This window comes from Methanobrevibacter sp. DSM 116169, from assembly GCF_046197865.1.
Classification (GTDB): Archaea; Methanobacteriota; Methanobacteria; order Methanobacteriales; family Methanobacteriaceae; genus JAHKLT01.
Genome location: NZ_CP166990.1, coordinates 690,440 through 707,469, shown reverse-complemented (window position 1 = coordinate 707,469; position 17,030 = coordinate 690,440). Strand labels below are relative to the sequence as shown.

The window sequence follows — 17,030 nt, the reverse complement described above, 5'->3', positions numbered from 1 at the left end:
AATTTTATTTTAAAAATTTTAAGTTTCCTATATTAATAATTATTATGTTTAGGTTTATATAAATAAGTTTCTATTTTAGTAAGTTTTTGTAATTAAAATAATTTTAGTGAAAAATAATTTTTGTGCTTTGATACAATGCTGTAAATTCATATTTATTATTAAATGAAAAAAAATAATGTTAAAAATCAGCTATGCATTAGAAACACGTTTAAATATTTTAATTTTTTATTATTTGCACACATTATATTAATTTAAATCATATAAGATGTATAAAGAGTATTGGGATTTTTTCCTCCATATTGTGCCAAGTAAAAAAAATACTAAAAAAATAGTTCATATAATTTTAGCCATTGGCACGGTATTAACTTTAGGTTAGGATCAAACAAAAATAACCTAATAATCGTGTACTAAGGATGGAGGTAAATTTACCATGAGCAATAATATTAAAAAAGCAATACAACATTTCTCATTGGGAATCTGTTATTTACTTTTAGAATTGTTTAACTGCAAATAATAGCCTTCAATACAAGTTTTATTAAGTTTTACATATTTTGAACTTGAATTTTTAATTAATTCTTCTTGTGGCATTAGAGGATTAAATCCCATATTATTAATGTTTTTTTAATGATAAAAATATTTTATTAATATTAAATCAATATTTAAGTCAAATAATACAAAAAATTTATATATCAATTAAAAGATAATATAAATTGGCTTAATTTGCAAACAATTATGTCCATTAAGTGTCAAATGGCTAAAATTTGATATTATGTTCTGCATGTATTGTTCTAAATTAGTTGTTTAAGTACAACTATTTTAGGCAGAACTTTAATAGTTCTTTTTATATATTTATTTATGTTTCTTTTATTTTATTTTGAATTTAAATTAAAAAAATATTTATTATAATTATTATTTCTAAATCGAACAATAATTAAAAAATTAATATAATATAAAAAATATAAATAAATAATTAGTTTATTTTTAAAAATTATAAGGAAAATCAATATGGCTAAATGTATAATGGTTCAAGGAACATCATCAAATGCAGGAAAAAGTGTTCTTGTAGCTGCACTATGTAAAATTTATAAAAAAAGAGGATATAAAGTAGCTCCTTTTAAATCACAAAATATGTCTTTGAACTCATATACTACAAAAGAAAATGGTGAGATAGCTATTGCACAAGTTTTACAGGCTGAAGCAAGTGAAATTGAACCATCAATCCATATGAACCCTATTTTACTTAAACCTAAAGGAGAATTTATATCTCAAGTAATAGTTCAAGGAAAAGCTATTGGAGATATGAATTTTTATGAATATCAGCAAAACTATAGAGAAAAAGCTCTAGAAGCTATTGAAGAATCATTAAACATTTTAAAAAGTGAATATGATATTATAGTTATTGAAGGTGCTGGTTCTCCTGCTGAGATAAATATGAGAAAAGAAGATATAGCTAATATGGAGATAGCTCATTTAGCTGATGCTAATGTTATTTTAGTTGCAGATATTGAAATGGGTGGTGTTTTTGCATCAATAGCTGGAACATTTATTTTATTAGATGATCATGATCGTTCACGTTTAAAAGCAGTGGTAATAAACAAATTTAGAGGAGATTTAGATATTCTAAAACCTGGAATTGATATTATTGAAGATAAAATTAATGCTCCTGTATTAGGTGTTGTTCCATATGATAATAGCTTAAAATTACCTGAAGAAGATTCTGCATCATTATCTAGACATAAGTTTTCTAAAGGTAAAGACATTACAATTGGAGTCATAAGGCTTAATAAGATTTCTAATTTTACAGATATTGATCCATTTGAATTTGAAGAAGATGTTGAGATAAAAATGATTGATTTAGATGATGAAATTGGAGATGTTGATGCATTAATTATTCCAGGAACACGTTCATCAACAGAAGATGCTAAATTACTTGTGGAATCTAAATTAAATAGTGAAATTAAAGAATTATCTAAGAAGATACCTATTTTTGGAATTTGTGGAGGTTATCAAATACTAGGTATGGATATTATTGATGAAGATAATAAAGAATCTAATATTGGTTCAACCAAAGGATTAGGATTATTAAATATTGAATCTCATTTTAAAAATAATGAAAAAATAGTCTTACAAAGTGAAGCTGTAATAAGTAATTCATTAGATGGAATAGCTAGTAAAATGTTTGAAAATATTATTGGTGAGGCTGTTAAAGGTTATGAGATTCATGAAGGTACAACTGTTTTAAATGAAACTTCACCACTACTTGAAATTTCAAGTAAAGGACAAGGAAATAATGAAGATGATTCTCATGATGGAGCATGTTCAGGTAATGTTCTTGGAACATATCTACATGGAATATTCCATAATTATAATTTAAGAAGAGAATTTTTAAATTATTTAAGAGTTAAAAAGGGATTAGATCCTAAATTCGGTGAAGATCCATATGAATCAAGTAAATATTATTCTATAAATAGATTAGCAGAAATTGTTGAGCAAAATATAGATATGGATTTCGTTGATAAGATTTTATTTGAAAGTTAGGTGTTAAAATGCCATATGAATCATTTATTGAAGAGTTTTTTAAAAACTTGAAAAAAGAAGACATTATTAAATCAATAGATTCATCATTTTTGCTAAAATTAAAAGATGAATTTAAAAAGGGAGATATTTCCATTATTGAAATTGAGAAATTGATTCAAGAGGAGTTTAATTATGATGAGAATTGAATCTCTATCAATAAAATCATTTAAAGGAATAAAAGAAAATAATATTGATTTAGATGGAAAATCTTTACTTATTTTTGGAGAAAATGGGACTGGAAAAAGTTCAATAACTGATGCAGTGAAATTTGCACTAACAAAAGATTCGAATCAGCTTAAATCAACTGAAGAATATGCTACACATTTAAAATCAAAAAAAGAAGATTTGGATATAACAATTAATTATAATGAAAATTGTAAAATTCAAAAAACACTTAAAAAAACAAAATATAGTAATCATAAAGAATTTAAAGAATATTTATTAGAATCTCAAAATGGATCTTTTATTTTAAATAGAGCTAAAATGCTTGAATTTATAACATCTAATCCTAGTGAAAGATATGAAGCTATTGGTAATCTTGTTGGATTAAAAAAATACCAAGAAATTCAAGAAAAACTAGAAAAAAATTGGGAAAACTTTAAAAATGAAGTTAAAGCACTTCAAAAAGAAAAGGAATTTAAAATTGAAACAACAGGAAAATTAATTGGAAGAGAAATTAATAGTGAAAAAGATTTAAAAATAGCTATTAATGAAATATTAAATGATAAAAACTTAAAAGAAATTGATTTTAAGCAAAGTAATGAAAAAATAATTCAATACCTTGTTGAAACAGGTAAAAAAGTATTTAGAACAAATTATAGAGAAATTTTAAACCTATTTGATTCTATTAAAATATATAATGATTCATATGAAAATTATGATAAAATTAAGAAAATTCTAAAAAATACAGATAATATTGATAAAACTCATTTACAAAATTTAATAATTGAACAAATAAAAATTAATAGCGAGATATTAGGTGTTTTAGATTATTTAAGCGAAGAAATAAAATCAAATAAAAATATTGAGCATTTATCTAGAAAAGTTACCCATTATGTTAATGAATTTGAAAATCAAAACGATTATTTAATGAATTTATACAAATTAAACTTAGATGTAAATAATAGCTACAATTATAACATTGTTAAAAAATTAAAAAAAGATATAGTTAAAATTCATAAAGAAATTGAAAAACAATCAAATTTAAAAGAAGATAGAGTTAATCGAAGAATTTCTTTAATTTTAAATAATATAATTAGTAGTTTAATAGCTTTAGAAGATATTGAAAAAACTGAAAAACGGCTTGAAATAGCTAAAAAAAGAGAAAGTGTTTCAAAAGCTATTTTTGATAATTTTAAAATGACTAAGTATGATTTACTTAGAAGGAAATATAAAAAAATTCAAGATGACATAAATGCATTTTATTCATATATTCATGAAGATGAATCTATAGTTGATCTTAAATTAAAATCTGATAATAAAGATGAAATTTATCTTAAAATAACTTATTTAAATAATGAAAATGATCCAAGAGCATATTCAAGTGAAGGTCATCTTGATACATTAAGTTTATGTATCTTCTTAGCATTTATTAAAAATTATAATAAAAAATGTTCTTTAATTGTTTTAGATGATATTGTATCTACATTAGATATTTTACATAAAGAAAGAATTGCAAGATTATTATTTGAGAATTTCTCTGATAAGCAGTTTATTATAACCACTCATGACAAGGTTTGGTATAATCAGATGATAAATATTGAAAGAATTTATGGGCTAAAAGAAGATTTTAAAAATCTTGAAATAACTGGATGGAATATAGATTACGGTCCACAATTATCATCTTATATTCCCTATTTAGAACAAGTTGAATATCATTTATCTAAAAATCAATTACATTGTGCAGCTAATGAAGGTAGAAGATTTATAGAATATCATTTTGAACAATTATGTAGAGCTAATAGAGTACCAGTTCAAATAAAAGATAATTATACAATTGGAGATTTAAGAACTCCAGTACTTACTAGAATAAGAAAAACAACTAAAAGAAGTGAATTTGAAGAATATTATATAAATATTATTGATAATTTAGAGAAGACAATTATTTTAGGAAACTTATTATCACATAATACTCCTGAAAGTGAAACATGTTCTAAAAATGAAGTTAAATCGTTTTGTGAAGCAGTCCATACATTTATGGAAAGTGTAACATGTGATAGATGCGGTAGCTATTTATTTTTTGATAATCAGTCAAAAAGTATAATTTGTCCTGAAAGACGTTGCAAAAATACAATAAATTTAAAAAAGTAGAGAAGCTAGAATGCTCCCCCACCACCTCCACCAGAGCCTCCACCAACTCCTCCAACACCACCAGATGATGAAGGATTAGCAGTTGAAAATCCTGTGCGCATAGCAGAATAAAGTAATATTGACCCATTATTAGATTGATAATAATATAAATCATCATTTTCTAAAGATCCATCAGGAAGATGGAAATCCATAGCTTTTTTAACATTTTTTGCAACTCCAAGTGCAGTTGCATAAACTAAATAATCATTCCAAATAGCTATTGAAGAAGGAGGATATTCTTTCATAAGAGAAAAATCATTTAAATATTTTTTAAAGTTTTCCCATTTTTTATTTTCTTCCATTCCACTTTTTGTCCATTTTCCAAATATTTTATTTGGTAATATGAATAAAATTATAGCTACAATTATTGTGAATATTCCAGTAAAATAAGCATCACCTGCACTATAAGTTAATGAATCCATTGAAAAGAAAATTAAAATAATTGATGCAATAGCTAAAATTACAGAATAAACTTTTAAGTAGGTATATCCATCGTCAATAAAATACTTATAAATTATATTATCTACATGCATAGCTTCATAATCAGATACCCATAACTTATATTTTTCATCAAATCTTTTAGCATTAGATTCATTTTTAAGCATATTATACATTTGATCTAAATCAATAATACCATCAACTTCAAAATCTCTTAAAATATTAATAATTCCAGATTCATATTCTTTTAATTTACTTAAATCGACCAAATTATTAATTTTAAGTTTTATAGATTTTTCATCATTATGGATTAATTGTAGATATTTTTTATTAATTAAATCCATTACTCCGGATTGGAACCCTTTTTTATTTAATGAACCAATCGTGCCATCGAACATTGCATTAACGAATATTGGAGAGTAGTTATTAGGTGGTTCTCTTTCATAAATTCCATTGTAATCAATTTTAGGTTCTTTACCATATTTATAATATAGATAAATTGGTAAAAGTAAACTTAAAAGTAAAATTTTAGGAATAATATCAAAAATTGTTTCTTCAAATTCATATGCATTTTTATAATCTTCTTGTACTTTTTCAATTTCAGCTAAACCATCTTTATTAATTTGATTTGCATAAATAGGATTTTGAAATTGGCTTAAAGGAATAGTAGATCTAACTTCTAAATAATTTCCAGGAGATACATATCCACTATCAATTATAAGAGTATTACCTGACCAGTTTCCACTTGCATAATTATCATATGGATTAATCCAATATTTCACACCATCTTTTGATTTGAAGTTAATTTCACTATGGATTTCACCTACTCCAACATCCCATTCTTCACCCCAAATCTTATAATGCAATTCTCCAACATCATTATAAATTTTAAGTGAATTAATATAATCATATTCAATATTAACAATTACATCCTTATTAGCTATTTTTTGAGTCATAGCTTCATCTTCAAATAAATAAATCTTTATTTTATAATAACCATCTTCATTTACAACTTCATGTCTCGAATAGGCTCCTTCAGTAGAAATATTAAGATTTTGAACCGATTCTCCATTTTTTAAGGAAATTTCCCTATATGCTCCATTAAATTCTCCAATAAAAGAATAAGATAACGATTCTTTAACATGTAAAATGCCGTTTTCTTTAATATCTAAAATAATATTAGCATGATTAATAGAATAAGAATTATCATCATCAGCTAGAACAAAAGAAAGGTTTGAAAATAAAAAAAGAAAAATTAAAAAAATAGATAAAAATTTTCTATTCATTTTAACCACTTAAAATTCGACTTTAGGAACACTTCTAGAACTTGAATCAGCTTCAAAGAAATCTGCTTCATCGAAATTAAACAACTTTGCAATTAAACTACTTGGAAACATTTGACACTTATTATTATACATTAAAACAGTATCATTATAAAATTGCCTAGAATAAGCTATTTTATCTTCACTTTCGCTTAATTTGTTTTGTAAATCTTGAAAATTAGTATTAGCTTTTAGCTCAGGATAATTTTCAGCAACAGCAAATAAAGATTTTAAAGAATCAGTAAGCATATTATTAGCACTTTCTGCTTCTTTAACATTACTTGCATTAACTACACTAGATCTTGCTTTAGTAACATCTTCAAAAACACTTTTTTCATGACTTGCATAACCTTTAACAGTTTCAACAAGATTAGGTATCAAATCAGCTCTACGTGTTAGTTGAACATCAATTTGAGACCATGCATTTTTAACTTTGTTTTTAGCATTTATAAGACCATTATATAAAAAAATAATAGCTATTGCAATAATAACTATTATTGCAAGTATTATATATCCAAGCATAGAAATCACTAGTTTCTATCTCTTCCTAAAATATGAATAGCTGCAGTACCACCAGTACCACCAATATTTTGAGTCATACCAACTTCAGCATCTTGAACTTGGCGTTTACCAGCTTCACCTCTAAGTTGCCATACAACTTCAGCAACTTGAGCAATACCAGTAGCTCCTAATGGGTGACCACGAGCTTTAAGGCCACCAGAAGGATTTATAGGGAAATCACCATCTATTTCTGTTTGACCTTCTTCTACAGCTTTTCCACCTTCACCTTTTTTGGCAAATCCTAAATCTTCAATAGCTAAAATACCATTAATTGAGAAACAATCGTGAACCTCAGTTAAATCAATATCTTTATTTGTAAGTCCTGCCATATCAAATGCTTTTTTAGCAGCTATTTTAGTAGAATCAATTGTAGTCATATCTTTTCTATCATGTAATGCAATAGTACCTGATGCTTGTGCAGATGCTTTTACATAAATTGGATTATCTGTGTATTTTTTAGCATCTTCAGCAGCACAAATAACAACAGCTGCCGCACCATCTGATACTGGAGAACAATCTAGAAGAGTTAAAGGATCAGCTACAACTGATGCATTTAATACTTGATCTACTGAAATTTCAAATGGAAATTGAGCTCTTGGATTATTTTTAGCATTTTTATGATTTACAACAGAAAATTGAGCTAATTGTTCTCTTGTTGTTCCATATTCATACATATGTCTTTTAGCTATCATTGCATATAATGATGGGAAAGTAGCACCTTGTTGAGCTTCCCATTCTTGATCAGATGCAGTAGCGATAGCTGGAGTTGGGTCAACAACATCAGTCATCTTTTCAACACCTGCAGAAACTACAACATCATTCATTCCAGAAGCTACAGCCATAATTCCTTGACGAATAGCTAAACCACCAGATGCACAAGCTGCTTCTACTCTTGTACAAGGAGTAGGATTAAGACCCATGTGATCTGAAATTAAAGCTGCAATGTGTTCTTGTTGAACAAAAAGACCAGCAGTCATGTTTCCAACATACATTGAATCAACATCTGCTCCTTCAATACCAGAATCTTCAATAGCTTTAATACCAGCATCAGCTATTAATTGCCTAAATGATGCATCCCACAATTCTCCGAATTTTGTTTGTGAAACACCTATAATTGCAACATCTCTCATTTTATCAATCCTCTACATCTTAAGTTTTCCTTTATATTTAGCATAAACAGCATAATCAACATATTGTTTATCATCAATTATATCTGCAGTAAAAGGAGCTAATTCTTTTCTTTCTAATATTTCATCGTTAACTGTTAATGTGAAACCATCACTTCCAGCTCCAGATCCATAAGATACAATAAATATTTTTTCACCAGGTTCAGCATTATCTAAAATAGAAGATAATCCTAAAGGAACTGCACCAGAATAAGTGTTTCCAATATTTGGAGTTAAAAGACCGTGTTCTAATTGTTCTTTATTAAATCCAAGCATTTTACCAACTTTAAGGTAGAACTTACCATTAGGTTGATGGAAACATGCATGATCATAATCACTAGCTTCAGTACCAGTTTTTTCAAATAAACCTTTTGCAGCATTAGTTACATGTTTAAAGAATGCAGGTTCACCTGTAAAACGTCCTCCATGTGAAGGATAATCTTGACCTTCCCTTCTATAAAAATCAGGAGTGTCACTTGTATAACTATATGTTTCGTTAATGTCAGCTAAAGTATCATTTTTACCAATAATATAAGCTGCACCACCAGCAGATGCAGTATATTCTAAAGCATCTCCAGGAGCACCTTGAGAAGTATCGGCACCAATAGCTAAACCATATTCTACCATGTCAGAGTCGACTAAACCCATAACCATTTGCATACCAGCAGTTCCTGCCTTACATGCAAATTCTAAATCAGCTGCAGTAAGTTCAGGTGCTGCACCAACAGCTTCAGATACAATAGTAGCCGTAGGTTTAACTGCATAAGGATGGGATTCAGAACCAACATATACAGCCCCTATTTTTTTAGGGTCGATTTTAGATCTAGCTAGAGCATATCTAGCTGCAGTAACTGCAATAGTTGCAGTATCTTCATCAGCAGAAGGTAAAGACTTTTCATTCACAACAAGTCCTCTTTTTAAAGCAGTTGCGTTGTCGCCCCATACTTTAGCAATTTCTTCTACTTTTATTCTATATGAAGGCACAGATGCCCCATATCCTACAATTCCTGCCATTTAATCACCATTATATTTTATTAATAATTTAGTTTTACTATTATTTTTAAATATCTAATATATAAAACTAACTAAGATATAACAGAATAGCTTGAAAAAATAAATTAAATAAGTAAATCAAAAATAATTGAAAAATAGCTAAGTAAAATAATACAATGAAAAATAAATATATAAATATGCAGTTGCCGGGATTCGAACCCGGGTTGTAGGCTTGGAAGGCCCAAGTAATAACCAGACTATACCACAACTGCAAAATGCGGCGTCCGGGATTTGAACCCGGGTCTCTAACGTGGCAGGCTAGAGTCTTAACCAGGCTGGACTAACACCGCATAGTAAAAATCTAAAATAGATACAACAATTAACTATTTATTTTCATCATATATAAAAGTATCATTACCTATTTAAGAATATTTAAAATTTATAAATCAATAAACTAAGTTTTAATAATTATTATAATTAAAAAACAATTATTTTAAAAGGAATAAATAATATAAATATCCTAGTATTAAAATAAATTAATTGTGGATATTTATGAGAATAGGATTAGACTTTAAAAAAATTGGCTTTCCCCTAGCTATATTATTAGCATTAATAATAGGGCTTATTCCAATACCAGGATTATCATTTCCTGCACATATGACAATAGCTCTACTTATTTTTGCAATTGTAATGTGGGCTAGTGAAAGCTTTCATCTTGCTGTAACATCAATTATAATATTATTTATACAACCAATACTTGGAATTTGTAGTTTTACAGATGCTGTTGTTCATTTTGCAAATCCAATTATATTTTTAATGATTGGTGGATTTATAATAGCTGAAGGAATAAGAGAAAGTGGGCTTGTTCGTAGATTAACTTATACACTACTAGATAAATTTGGAACCACATCAACTAAAGCTATTTTTGTTTGTGTATTTGCAACAGGAATATTATCAGCATGGATTGAGAATATCATAGCATTTGCTCTTATAATGCCAATCATTGCAGAAATTATTGGTCTTATGGGTGTAGATCATGCTGAAGAAGGTAAAAGTAATATTGCAAAAGCTTTGATTTTAGGAGCTTGTTTTGCATCTCTTGCTGGTGGAATAGCTACAGAAATTGGAACTGCACCAAACTTAATGGCAGCAGCATATACCCATATTCCTTTTGTTAATTGGTTATTCTTTGGAGTACCAATATCTGTTGTATTACTTATAATAATATGGAAATTCTTAAGTTATATGTTTCCTCCTGAAATCGATGGGATTAAAGATGGAGAAACTGTTATAAAATCTAAATTAAAAGAACTCGGAGATGTAACAAGACAAGAAAAACTTGCTTTAGGAATTTTATTATTTTCAATTTTACTTTGGATGACAACAGGAATTACAGGACTTGACAGTTATTCAGTAGCATTAATTGGAGCAGCATTATTCTTCTTACTTAGAATTTTAGATTGGAGAGAAGCAGAAAACAATATAGATTGGGGACTTATAATATTCTTTGGTGGTGCACTATCATTAGGTGGAGCTATTTTAAATACTGGAGCTGCAGAATGGTTAATAAATAATGTTATCTTTTTACTTGGAGCAAGTCCTGAAACATTCATAGTAGTGATTGTTCTTATGATTATAGCAGTAGCTATTACACAAGTAATGTCTAATGTTGCACTTGCAGCTATATTAATACCATTATCTGTAACACTTGCACAATCACAAGGCCTTGCAGTTGGTGTTTATGCTGTACCAATTTCAATAGCATGCTCATTATCTTTCTTACTACCTATGGCCGATCCAACAGTAGCTATGGCTTATGGAACAGGATATGTAAATATAAAAGAAATATTTAAAGCTGGCCTACCAATTGTAATTATAGGAATATTACTAACAGTTCTTGTAATATTCACATTTGGCCAACAGTTTTTAATAGTATAAAATTAACTTTTAAGGGAGCTTGTACAAATCCAATCTCCCTTAATATAACATTTAAAATCATCAAAATTAGCTTTTTTTAAGTTATCATATAATTCTTCTTTTGAAAAGATTTTCATATCTAAAAGATCTACTAATTCTTGATATTTTTCTATAGAATCTTCATCTTCAATATATGCTTCATTACAAATTAATAAAGTTCCACCAGGTTTTAAAACTCTATTAACTTCTTTTAAATCATTTAAAAAGTCTGGCCAAAAATAAACAGTTTCAAAAGCAGTTACAATATCAAATGTATTATCTTGATATGGCAAATTAGATACAGAAGCTTCTTGAACATCAACTAAACCTTTAACTATCGCATCTTCATTTAGTTTCCTAGATTTTTCTACACTTATATCAGAATAATCAATTCCACATACCTTACCTTTGTTTGCTTTTTTTACAAATCTTTGAAGATTAACTCCTCCACCACAACCAATATCTAAAATATAATCATTATCATTAATTTTTAAATAGCTTGATGCCCAAACAGCCATTTCTTCATGAGATTTATTCATTCTATCAAGAATAGTATGACCTAAATCTCCAACAGGTTTTCTTGCATTTTTAATTAATTCTTTATCTTCCATAAAATCATCTATTTTAAAAAAAGTTATGAAAATAGTTTAATAGTTATATAAAATTTAGTCAAATTTTACTTCTCTTACATTAACATCAGTATTTACGTCTTTATCTTTACGTTCTACATCAATTTCAAGTAGAACACTTTGATTAAAAGGAGCCATGACAGTCATGGTTTCTTTCATATATCCTCCATCCATTGGAGGTGAAGTTGTTTTTACATCTCCTTTTTTAAGATGTTTTAAATCATCATATGTAAATTCTGTATTATAGTATTTCATACATTCACCTGAACCATTAAGTTTACAAGATTCTAGTATGATTTTTTCGTTTTTCATATCATTTATCATAATAATCATCCCTTTTTGATTTTTTTGACTCGTGATATTATATAACCATAAACTATTTTCACTTATAATATATGTTTTGCATTTTATTTATAGTTTTTTATTAAAAAATAATAGCTATTTAATAATTAAATGATTAAAACTATTTTAATTTATAAATAAAGAAGTCTGGAGTTATAAACTCCTCACCAGAACTTTCATAAACATAATAATGATTTTTATATTTAAAATGACCTATCTCAACAATAGAATCACCATCTTCATATTGTATGTAATTATAGTTTATATTATCTGAATTTAAATTAAGTTTATCGACTTTAAAAGTTCCAGTACTATTTTTACTTGAAATACCTTTAAGATTAGTTAAATTATTTAATAATTCATTAGCTTTATTTGAATCATTGAATTTAGTTAAAGTGAAAGTCCCAAAAGTATTACTAGTTTCTTGATATGTATCATTTTGAGAATTTAGCCTATCAATAATAAAATAATCATATAATGAACCTTCAGAAATAGTGTTGATGTTTATTGCTGAAGCTAATGGTAAAGTTGAGGCAACGATTAAAATTATTAAAATTAAAGCTTTTTTATTCATATTTTAAAACCCTATTTATTTAAAAATAAATCATAAGTAATTTATAATATGTTTATTATAGTTAATACAATTAATGCAAGGGGTTTAAAAAATGGATGTAAAAAATAAGAAAAAATTAATGTGGTTTGCAAGTGCTGTATTTATAATAGCTATAGTGTTTTTTATTTATTTAATAGTTATGATGTATATTAATACTGGAGTGGTAAATTCATCATTAATTATAAGTACAGTTGCCTTCTTTTTAATATTTGCAGCTTTAATATTCTATACATCAAAGCTTTTAGATAAAAAAGAAAAAGAAAATTAAAATTAAATTTATTTTATTCCTTTTCTATTTTTAATAGCTTGACCAGTATTAAAGTCCATAATCTCATTATATGAAAGTAATGATTTTCCATAAGCTAAAAGTTCATCATCTTCATTAACTAGCAATACTTCATCATTTGATCTAATATTTTTATCTACATCTACAACAAACTTTGCAAAAACACTTTTACCTTCTCTTGTAAAAGGTTCAGAATCTTCATTAACAATTACTCTATTATTTGGGAATTTTGATGCATTATGTAATCTTTTAGCACCTTCAGTTGATAAGACAAAATAGCTATCTGATGCTCTCATATTAGCTATAAGTTCATTACCTGAATAAATATGTCTTATTTTACCAGTTTTTTTACTTTTTTCGATTTTTATATCTCCACTAAATAAAGCTTCACCCATTTCCTCACCAAATTGATAATTAGCTATAGCTTTAATTTTCTTAATATCATCTTTTTTAAATTTAATATCATGAGAATCTGGATGAATATTATATAAACCTATTTCAAATTTATCAATAATTTTAGAGTGAATTAAAGTTTGAGAGTAAAATTCTGTAAATTCTGATATAACATCTCCAACAAACTCTATTGCATTCATATCATATATTCGTGGAGATTCATTTTGACCTAATGGGTAAACATCATCTAATTCAACTGGAATTAAACCAAATGGAACATCTAAAACCATAAAATCTGTGTTATCTAAGTCTATTTCCATTTGACTACCATAAATATAAAAATCACCTAATCTTCCACCAATATATTTAGAATAAGGTTTTCTAGTTGGAGGTAAAATTACCAAATCCCTTTTTTTATCATATAACCTAAGTTTATCTAAATGTCTTTTTATCTCAGGTCTGTTTAATGATTCTGGACCAGTATAAAAGAATGCAGATTTTTTAACTCTAGGATCATACTTTTCCAAGTCATTTGAATAAACGCCCAAAGTTCTACAAGCATCTAAAAGATTAGGGTGAACTCTACAACGCTCTTCAACAAGTTCCATTAAACTGCCTTCATAAATAGCTTGTCTAATTCTTTTAATTTCTGCAAAAGATGTTAATAAGTTATGTTTAGCTATTAAATCTCTCCTTTCTTTTTTATCCATAGCTCTTAAATCATCTGGTGTGTAATTTGTACACACCTCACATGAGCAGGGCATTTCCATAAGATTTTCTAGTTTATATGTTCCTCTAGTTGATAAAAATCTATCATCTTCTGCATATAAAATATAAGCAGCTGAATCAAAAAGATCACAACCCATAGCTACTGCAAGTGCAAAAACCATAGGATGACCTGCACCCATTAAATGTCTTGGTTTTGAATCAGGTAATGCTTTAACTGAATTCATTACAACATCAACTAAATCAGAATAATTATAAGATTCCATTAAAGGAACAACAGCACCAATAGGATATAAATCAGCTTCAAGTTTTGTAAGTTCTTCTGCACAGTATGATCTTAAATCTTTAAATGTTGATCCTTGAACAACTGAATTTAACTTCATTTTATAATTATTTTCATTTTTAAAATCAATTGCTTCTTTAGCTCGTTTTAGAGTAATTTCTAAATCTTTTTCTGCAAGTTCTCTGTCTACATAAGGAGCAGTTGGAATATCTAAACTTGTTCCAATATCAGTTCCAATAAGTTCTTGAAATTCAATAACTTCTTTATTAGATATTTCAACATCACCATAAACAGATAGCTGGAAAGAACCAGAATCAGTCATTACAGGTCCTTGAAAGTTTATTAAATCATGTAAACCATTATCAATAGCCTCTTGTTTTAAATTTTCATCTTTATAAATAAGATATGCATTAGTTATAACAATATCTGCACCATATTTTCCAACATCAATTACTTGCTTTCTAGGATGGATAACAGGCATTAAGGCAGGTGTTTTAATAGTTCCATGATTTGTTTTTAAAGTTCCGACTCTTCCCCTATTATCTTTAGCTTTTATTTCAAACATTTTTATTTTCCTAAATTTTACTTAAAATATAATATAGATTGAATATATATAATCTTTTCTTAAAAATTAATTAAAATTTTAAATTAAAAACAAAATATAGAATTGAAATAAATTATTAAATGAATTTAATTTTTTTAAGTCATTTAATTTAAACTTTTTAATTGATTAAGTTTAAAATCAAAATCATATTTATTAAACGAATTTAAATCCTCTCTAATATCTACTATGAGATTATTAATACTTATTATGTCTCTTAGATGATCATCTAGTAAAATATCATTGTCTGAGGAGATATCTTTTTTTGCAAATTCATAAGTATTTTTTAAATTTAGAGTTATATTTTCAGCTAATTTTATGATGTTATTTTTAATTTCTTTATTTATGTTTATTGTATCTCCAGTGATTGGATCTTTAGGAGATTCATTATGTAAAACTATATTAAAATCCTCTTTAATTTCTTCCCATGTATTATTAAAAGTTTTATGAAACTTAGAAATGTAGTTGTCAATATCTTGAATTTTAATTATAATTTCATCATGTGTTTTTCTAAAATCATATAAATACATTAAATTATCCATAAAAATTTCATAATTTTCTTTTGGTGATATCATAATATAATCTCCTTATTTTTAACTTTATTAAGTCTTTTTTCCATTTCTAAAATTCTTAAACGAGAGTTGTTGGTCCTATTTTGTGTATTTTGATAAGTATTTTCTGGTTCTAAAATATAAAAAGCTTCTTTAGACGTTGTTGAAGGTATGTTCATTTTAATTAAATTTCTTTCAACTCTTCTTTTAAGTTTTTCATCTTCTTTTAAATCTTTAGTTAAAAAAATTGGTGATTTAACAGCTGATGAGATTTTAGTGTTGTGTCTTACCTTCTCTCTTTCATTTGCCCTATTAATTAAAATTTCATTCGATGAGAAGTTTAAATTTGGATCTTTAAAAGTAGTTGATACATCAGATAAAGCTATTCTAATTTCATCATTTTTAGGTAATGAAAGATTTAACATTTCTGGATTTGGACTAGCTATAGTTCCACCTTGTTTGCGACCAAAAATTGGACCTTGACCTATATGAAAGTTTGCTTCAATAAATGCATTTCGAACTGGTGCTGATGAAGTATATGTTGCAACAATCCCATTATCTTTAATGATTCTTCTTAAATGTTTAAAAAAGTCTGTACTGAACAACTCTGGTGACATATTTTGTGAGAAGGGATCAAGAAAAATTGCATCGTAAGTAGTATCTTTTAAGTTTTGTACTGTTTTTCTTGCATCATCTGTAAAAATATTAAAATCTATGTTTTCAGGGATTTTAGTCGGTTCTAAGTTTAAAGTTAGATAATTTTGATTTATAAGTTCATTTTCTATTGTTTTTTTAGTAATGTTGTGAGCTTCTATTGGTGAAGGTGTAAAAAGTCCACAAGCTAGAGTTGATTTAGATATTTCAATTAAATCAATTTTTAGATTTTTATTAGAGTTTTCTTGAAAGTTAGCTATTGCAGCTGATGAATTATAACCTAAACCACCACAAATATCTAAAATAGCTATGTCATTGCTATAATCTAATTTTAGAGGTTTTATGAATTTTTCAAAAGATTCACTAATAGCTCCAGTTTTAGTGTGTAAAGTTTCTATTTTATTGTTTATTTCTTTAGATTTAATTGAATATGAATTATCTTCTGTTAAGACAAAATAATCTTTATTTTCATTGAAAAAATTATTTCTATATGTTTTATCTTGTGTTTCTCTTTCTTTTTTAGCTAATTGATTAACTAAATCGAAAATATTTTCATTGATTACTCTTGATTCTTCTTTGTAAGACATTTT

15 protein-coding genes and 2 tRNA genes are annotated in these 17,030 nt (G+C 26.7%); 5 read left to right on the top strand and 12 right to left on the bottom strand.

Translation table 11 applies throughout. The features are described from left to right. The first annotated feature begins 1,005 nt into the window (after positions 1 to 1,005). The 3 genes from cobQ to ACA134_RS03670 are packed head-to-tail and all read left to right on the top strand — an operon-like array spanning position 1,006 to position 4,887. Complete coding sequence (gene cobQ, locus ACA134_RS03680; RefSeq protein WP_409200831.1) at positions 1,006 to 2,538, top strand: cobyric acid synthase CobQ; 1,533 nt, start codon at positions 1,006 to 1,008, stop codon at positions 2,536 to 2,538. An 8-nt stretch (positions 2,539 to 2,546) separates the two neighbouring features. Next, positions 2,547 to 2,723, top strand: coding sequence for a hypothetical protein (locus ACA134_RS03675; protein ID WP_409200830.1), 177 nt, complete (start codon positions 2,547 to 2,549; stop codon positions 2,721 to 2,723). Continuing rightward, entirely contained in the window at positions 2,710 to 4,887 is a 2,178-nt protein-coding gene (locus ACA134_RS03670) for an AAA family ATPase (RefSeq protein ID WP_409200829.1), read from the top strand. The genes ACA134_RS03675 and ACA134_RS03670 overlap by 14 nt, the downstream gene beginning before the upstream one ends. Before the next feature lie 5 nt (positions 4,888 to 4,892). Here the strand turns inward: ACA134_RS03670 and ACA134_RS03665 are convergent, their stop codons facing one another. The 6 genes from ACA134_RS03665 to ACA134_RS03640 all read right to left on the bottom strand — a co-directional run bounded on the left by ACA134_RS03665 (position 4,893) and on the right by ACA134_RS03640 (position 9,756). Further along, on the bottom strand, positions 4,893 to 6,650 hold the full coding sequence (locus ACA134_RS03665; RefSeq protein ID WP_409200828.1) for a DUF2207 domain-containing protein: 1,758 nt from the start codon (positions 6,648 to 6,650) through the stop codon (positions 4,893 to 4,895). A gap of 9 nt (positions 6,651 to 6,659) precedes the next feature. Then, positions 6,660 to 7,208: a LemA family protein gene (locus tag ACA134_RS03660; RefSeq protein ID WP_409200827.1), complete on the bottom strand. Its 549-nt coding sequence runs from the start codon at positions 7,206 to 7,208 to the stop codon at positions 6,660 to 6,662. A gap of 8 nt (positions 7,209 to 7,216) precedes the next feature. Then, on the bottom strand, positions 7,217 to 8,377 hold the full coding sequence (locus tag ACA134_RS03655; RefSeq protein WP_409200826.1) for a thiolase domain-containing protein: 1,161 nt from the start codon (positions 8,375 to 8,377) through the stop codon (positions 7,217 to 7,219). Between the two features lie 12 nt (positions 8,378 to 8,389). Beyond that, a complete protein-coding gene (locus ACA134_RS03650) occupies positions 8,390 to 9,427 on the bottom strand; it encodes a hydroxymethylglutaryl-CoA synthase (protein WP_409200825.1) in 1,038 nt (345 codons plus the stop codon). Between the two features lie 177 nt (positions 9,428 to 9,604). After that, positions 9,605 to 9,678 (bottom strand) — tRNA-Gly (locus tag ACA134_RS03645). A gap of 4 nt (positions 9,679 to 9,682) precedes the next feature. After that, a tRNA-Gly gene (locus tag ACA134_RS03640) sits at positions 9,683 to 9,756 on the bottom strand. A gap of 202 nt (positions 9,757 to 9,958) precedes the next feature. Between ACA134_RS03640 and ACA134_RS03635 the strand changes: the two genes are divergently transcribed. Beyond that, on the top strand, positions 9,959 to 11,344 hold the full coding sequence (locus tag ACA134_RS03635; protein WP_409200824.1) for a DASS family sodium-coupled anion symporter: 1,386 nt from the start codon (positions 9,959 to 9,961) through the stop codon (positions 11,342 to 11,344). A 2-nt stretch (positions 11,345 to 11,346) separates the two neighbouring features. On the opposite strand, the gene ACA134_RS03630 is transcribed toward ACA134_RS03635, so the two are convergent. From ACA134_RS03630 to ACA134_RS03620, 3 genes are all read right to left on the bottom strand, one after another. Beyond that, positions 11,347 to 11,973, bottom strand: coding sequence for a class I SAM-dependent methyltransferase (locus ACA134_RS03630; protein WP_409200823.1), 627 nt, complete (start codon positions 11,971 to 11,973; stop codon positions 11,347 to 11,349). A gap of 54 nt (positions 11,974 to 12,027) precedes the next feature. Next, the gene (locus ACA134_RS03625; protein WP_409200822.1) at positions 12,028 to 12,315 is read right to left on the bottom strand and encodes a hypothetical protein; all 288 of its coding nucleotides are present in this window, start codon (positions 12,313 to 12,315) and stop codon (positions 12,028 to 12,030) included. 139 nt (positions 12,316 to 12,454) lie between these two features. After that, a complete protein-coding gene (locus tag ACA134_RS03620) occupies positions 12,455 to 12,907 on the bottom strand; it encodes a hypothetical protein (RefSeq protein WP_409200821.1) in 453 nt (150 codons plus the stop codon). 91 nt (positions 12,908 to 12,998) lie between these two features. On the opposite strand from ACA134_RS03620, the gene ACA134_RS03615 reads away from it, so the two are divergent. After that, positions 12,999 to 13,214 (top strand): hypothetical protein, encoded by a 216-nt coding sequence (locus ACA134_RS03615; protein WP_409200820.1) that lies wholly within the window; start codon positions 12,999 to 13,001, stop codon positions 13,212 to 13,214. 8 nt (positions 13,215 to 13,222) lie between these two features. Here the strand turns inward: ACA134_RS03615 and tgtA are convergent, their stop codons facing one another. From tgtA to ACA134_RS03600, 3 genes are all read right to left on the bottom strand, one after another. Continuing rightward, the gene (gene tgtA / locus ACA134_RS03610) at positions 13,223 to 15,199 is read right to left on the bottom strand and encodes a tRNA guanosine(15) transglycosylase TgtA (RefSeq protein WP_409200819.1); all 1,977 of its coding nucleotides are present in this window, start codon (positions 15,197 to 15,199) and stop codon (positions 13,223 to 13,225) included. A 143-nt stretch (positions 15,200 to 15,342) separates the two neighbouring features. Next, entirely contained in the window at positions 15,343 to 15,810 is a 468-nt protein-coding gene (locus ACA134_RS03605; RefSeq protein WP_409200818.1) for a hypothetical protein, read from the bottom strand. Next, positions 15,807 to 17,027, bottom strand: coding sequence for an MnmC family methyltransferase (locus ACA134_RS03600; RefSeq protein ID WP_409200817.1), 1,221 nt, complete (start codon positions 17,025 to 17,027; stop codon positions 15,807 to 15,809). The genes ACA134_RS03605 and ACA134_RS03600 overlap by 4 nt, the downstream gene beginning before the upstream one ends. Positions 17,028 to 17,030 lie beyond the last annotated feature (3 nt).

Bases quoted from the DNA above. Each gene is read 5' to 3' on its own strand.
- ACA134_RS03665 (WP_409200828.1), bottom strand. From the start codon at position 6,650: ATGAATAGAAAATTTTTATCTATTTTTTTAATTTTTCTTTTTTTATTT.
- ACA134_RS03630 (WP_409200823.1), bottom strand. From the start codon at position 11,973: ATGGAAGATAAAGAATTAATTAAAAATGCAAGAAAACCTGTTGGAGAT.
- ACA134_RS03620 (WP_409200821.1), bottom strand. From the start codon at position 12,907: ATGAATAAAAAAGCTTTAATTTTAATAATTTTAATCGTTGCCTCAACT.
- tgtA (WP_409200819.1), bottom strand. From the start codon at position 15,199: ATGTTTGAAATAAAAGCTAAAGATAATAGGGGAAGAGTCGGAACTTTA.
- ACA134_RS03675 (WP_409200830.1), top strand. From the start codon at position 2,547: ATGCCATATGAATCATTTATTGAAGAGTTTTTTAAAAACTTGAAAAAA.
- ACA134_RS03655 (WP_409200826.1), bottom strand. From the start codon at position 8,377: ATGAGAGATGTTGCAATTATAGGTGTTTCACAAACAAAATTCGGAGAA.
- cobQ (WP_409200831.1), top strand. From the start codon at position 1,006: ATGGCTAAATGTATAATGGTTCAAGGAACATCATCAAATGCAGGAAAA.
- ACA134_RS03605 (WP_409200818.1), bottom strand. From the start codon at position 15,810: ATGATATCACCAAAAGAAAATTATGAAATTTTTATGGATAATTTAATG.
- ACA134_RS03600 (WP_409200817.1), bottom strand. From the start codon at position 17,027: ATGTCTTACAAAGAAGAATCAAGAGTAATCAATGAAAATATTTTCGAT.
- ACA134_RS03615 (WP_409200820.1), top strand. From the start codon at position 12,999: ATGGATGTAAAAAATAAGAAAAAATTAATGTGGTTTGCAAGTGCTGTA.
- ACA134_RS03635 (WP_409200824.1), top strand. From the start codon at position 9,959: ATGAGAATAGGATTAGACTTTAAAAAAATTGGCTTTCCCCTAGCTATA.
- ACA134_RS03660 (WP_409200827.1), bottom strand. From the start codon at position 7,208: ATGCTTGGATATATAATACTTGCAATAATAGTTATTATTGCAATAGCT.
- ACA134_RS03670 (WP_409200829.1), top strand. From the start codon at position 2,710: ATGATGAGAATTGAATCTCTATCAATAAAATCATTTAAAGGAATAAAA.
- ACA134_RS03650 (WP_409200825.1), bottom strand. From the start codon at position 9,427: ATGGCAGGAATTGTAGGATATGGGGCATCTGTGCCTTCATATAGAATA.
- ACA134_RS03625 (WP_409200822.1), bottom strand. From the start codon at position 12,315: ATGATAAATGATATGAAAAACGAAAAAATCATACTAGAATCTTGTAAA.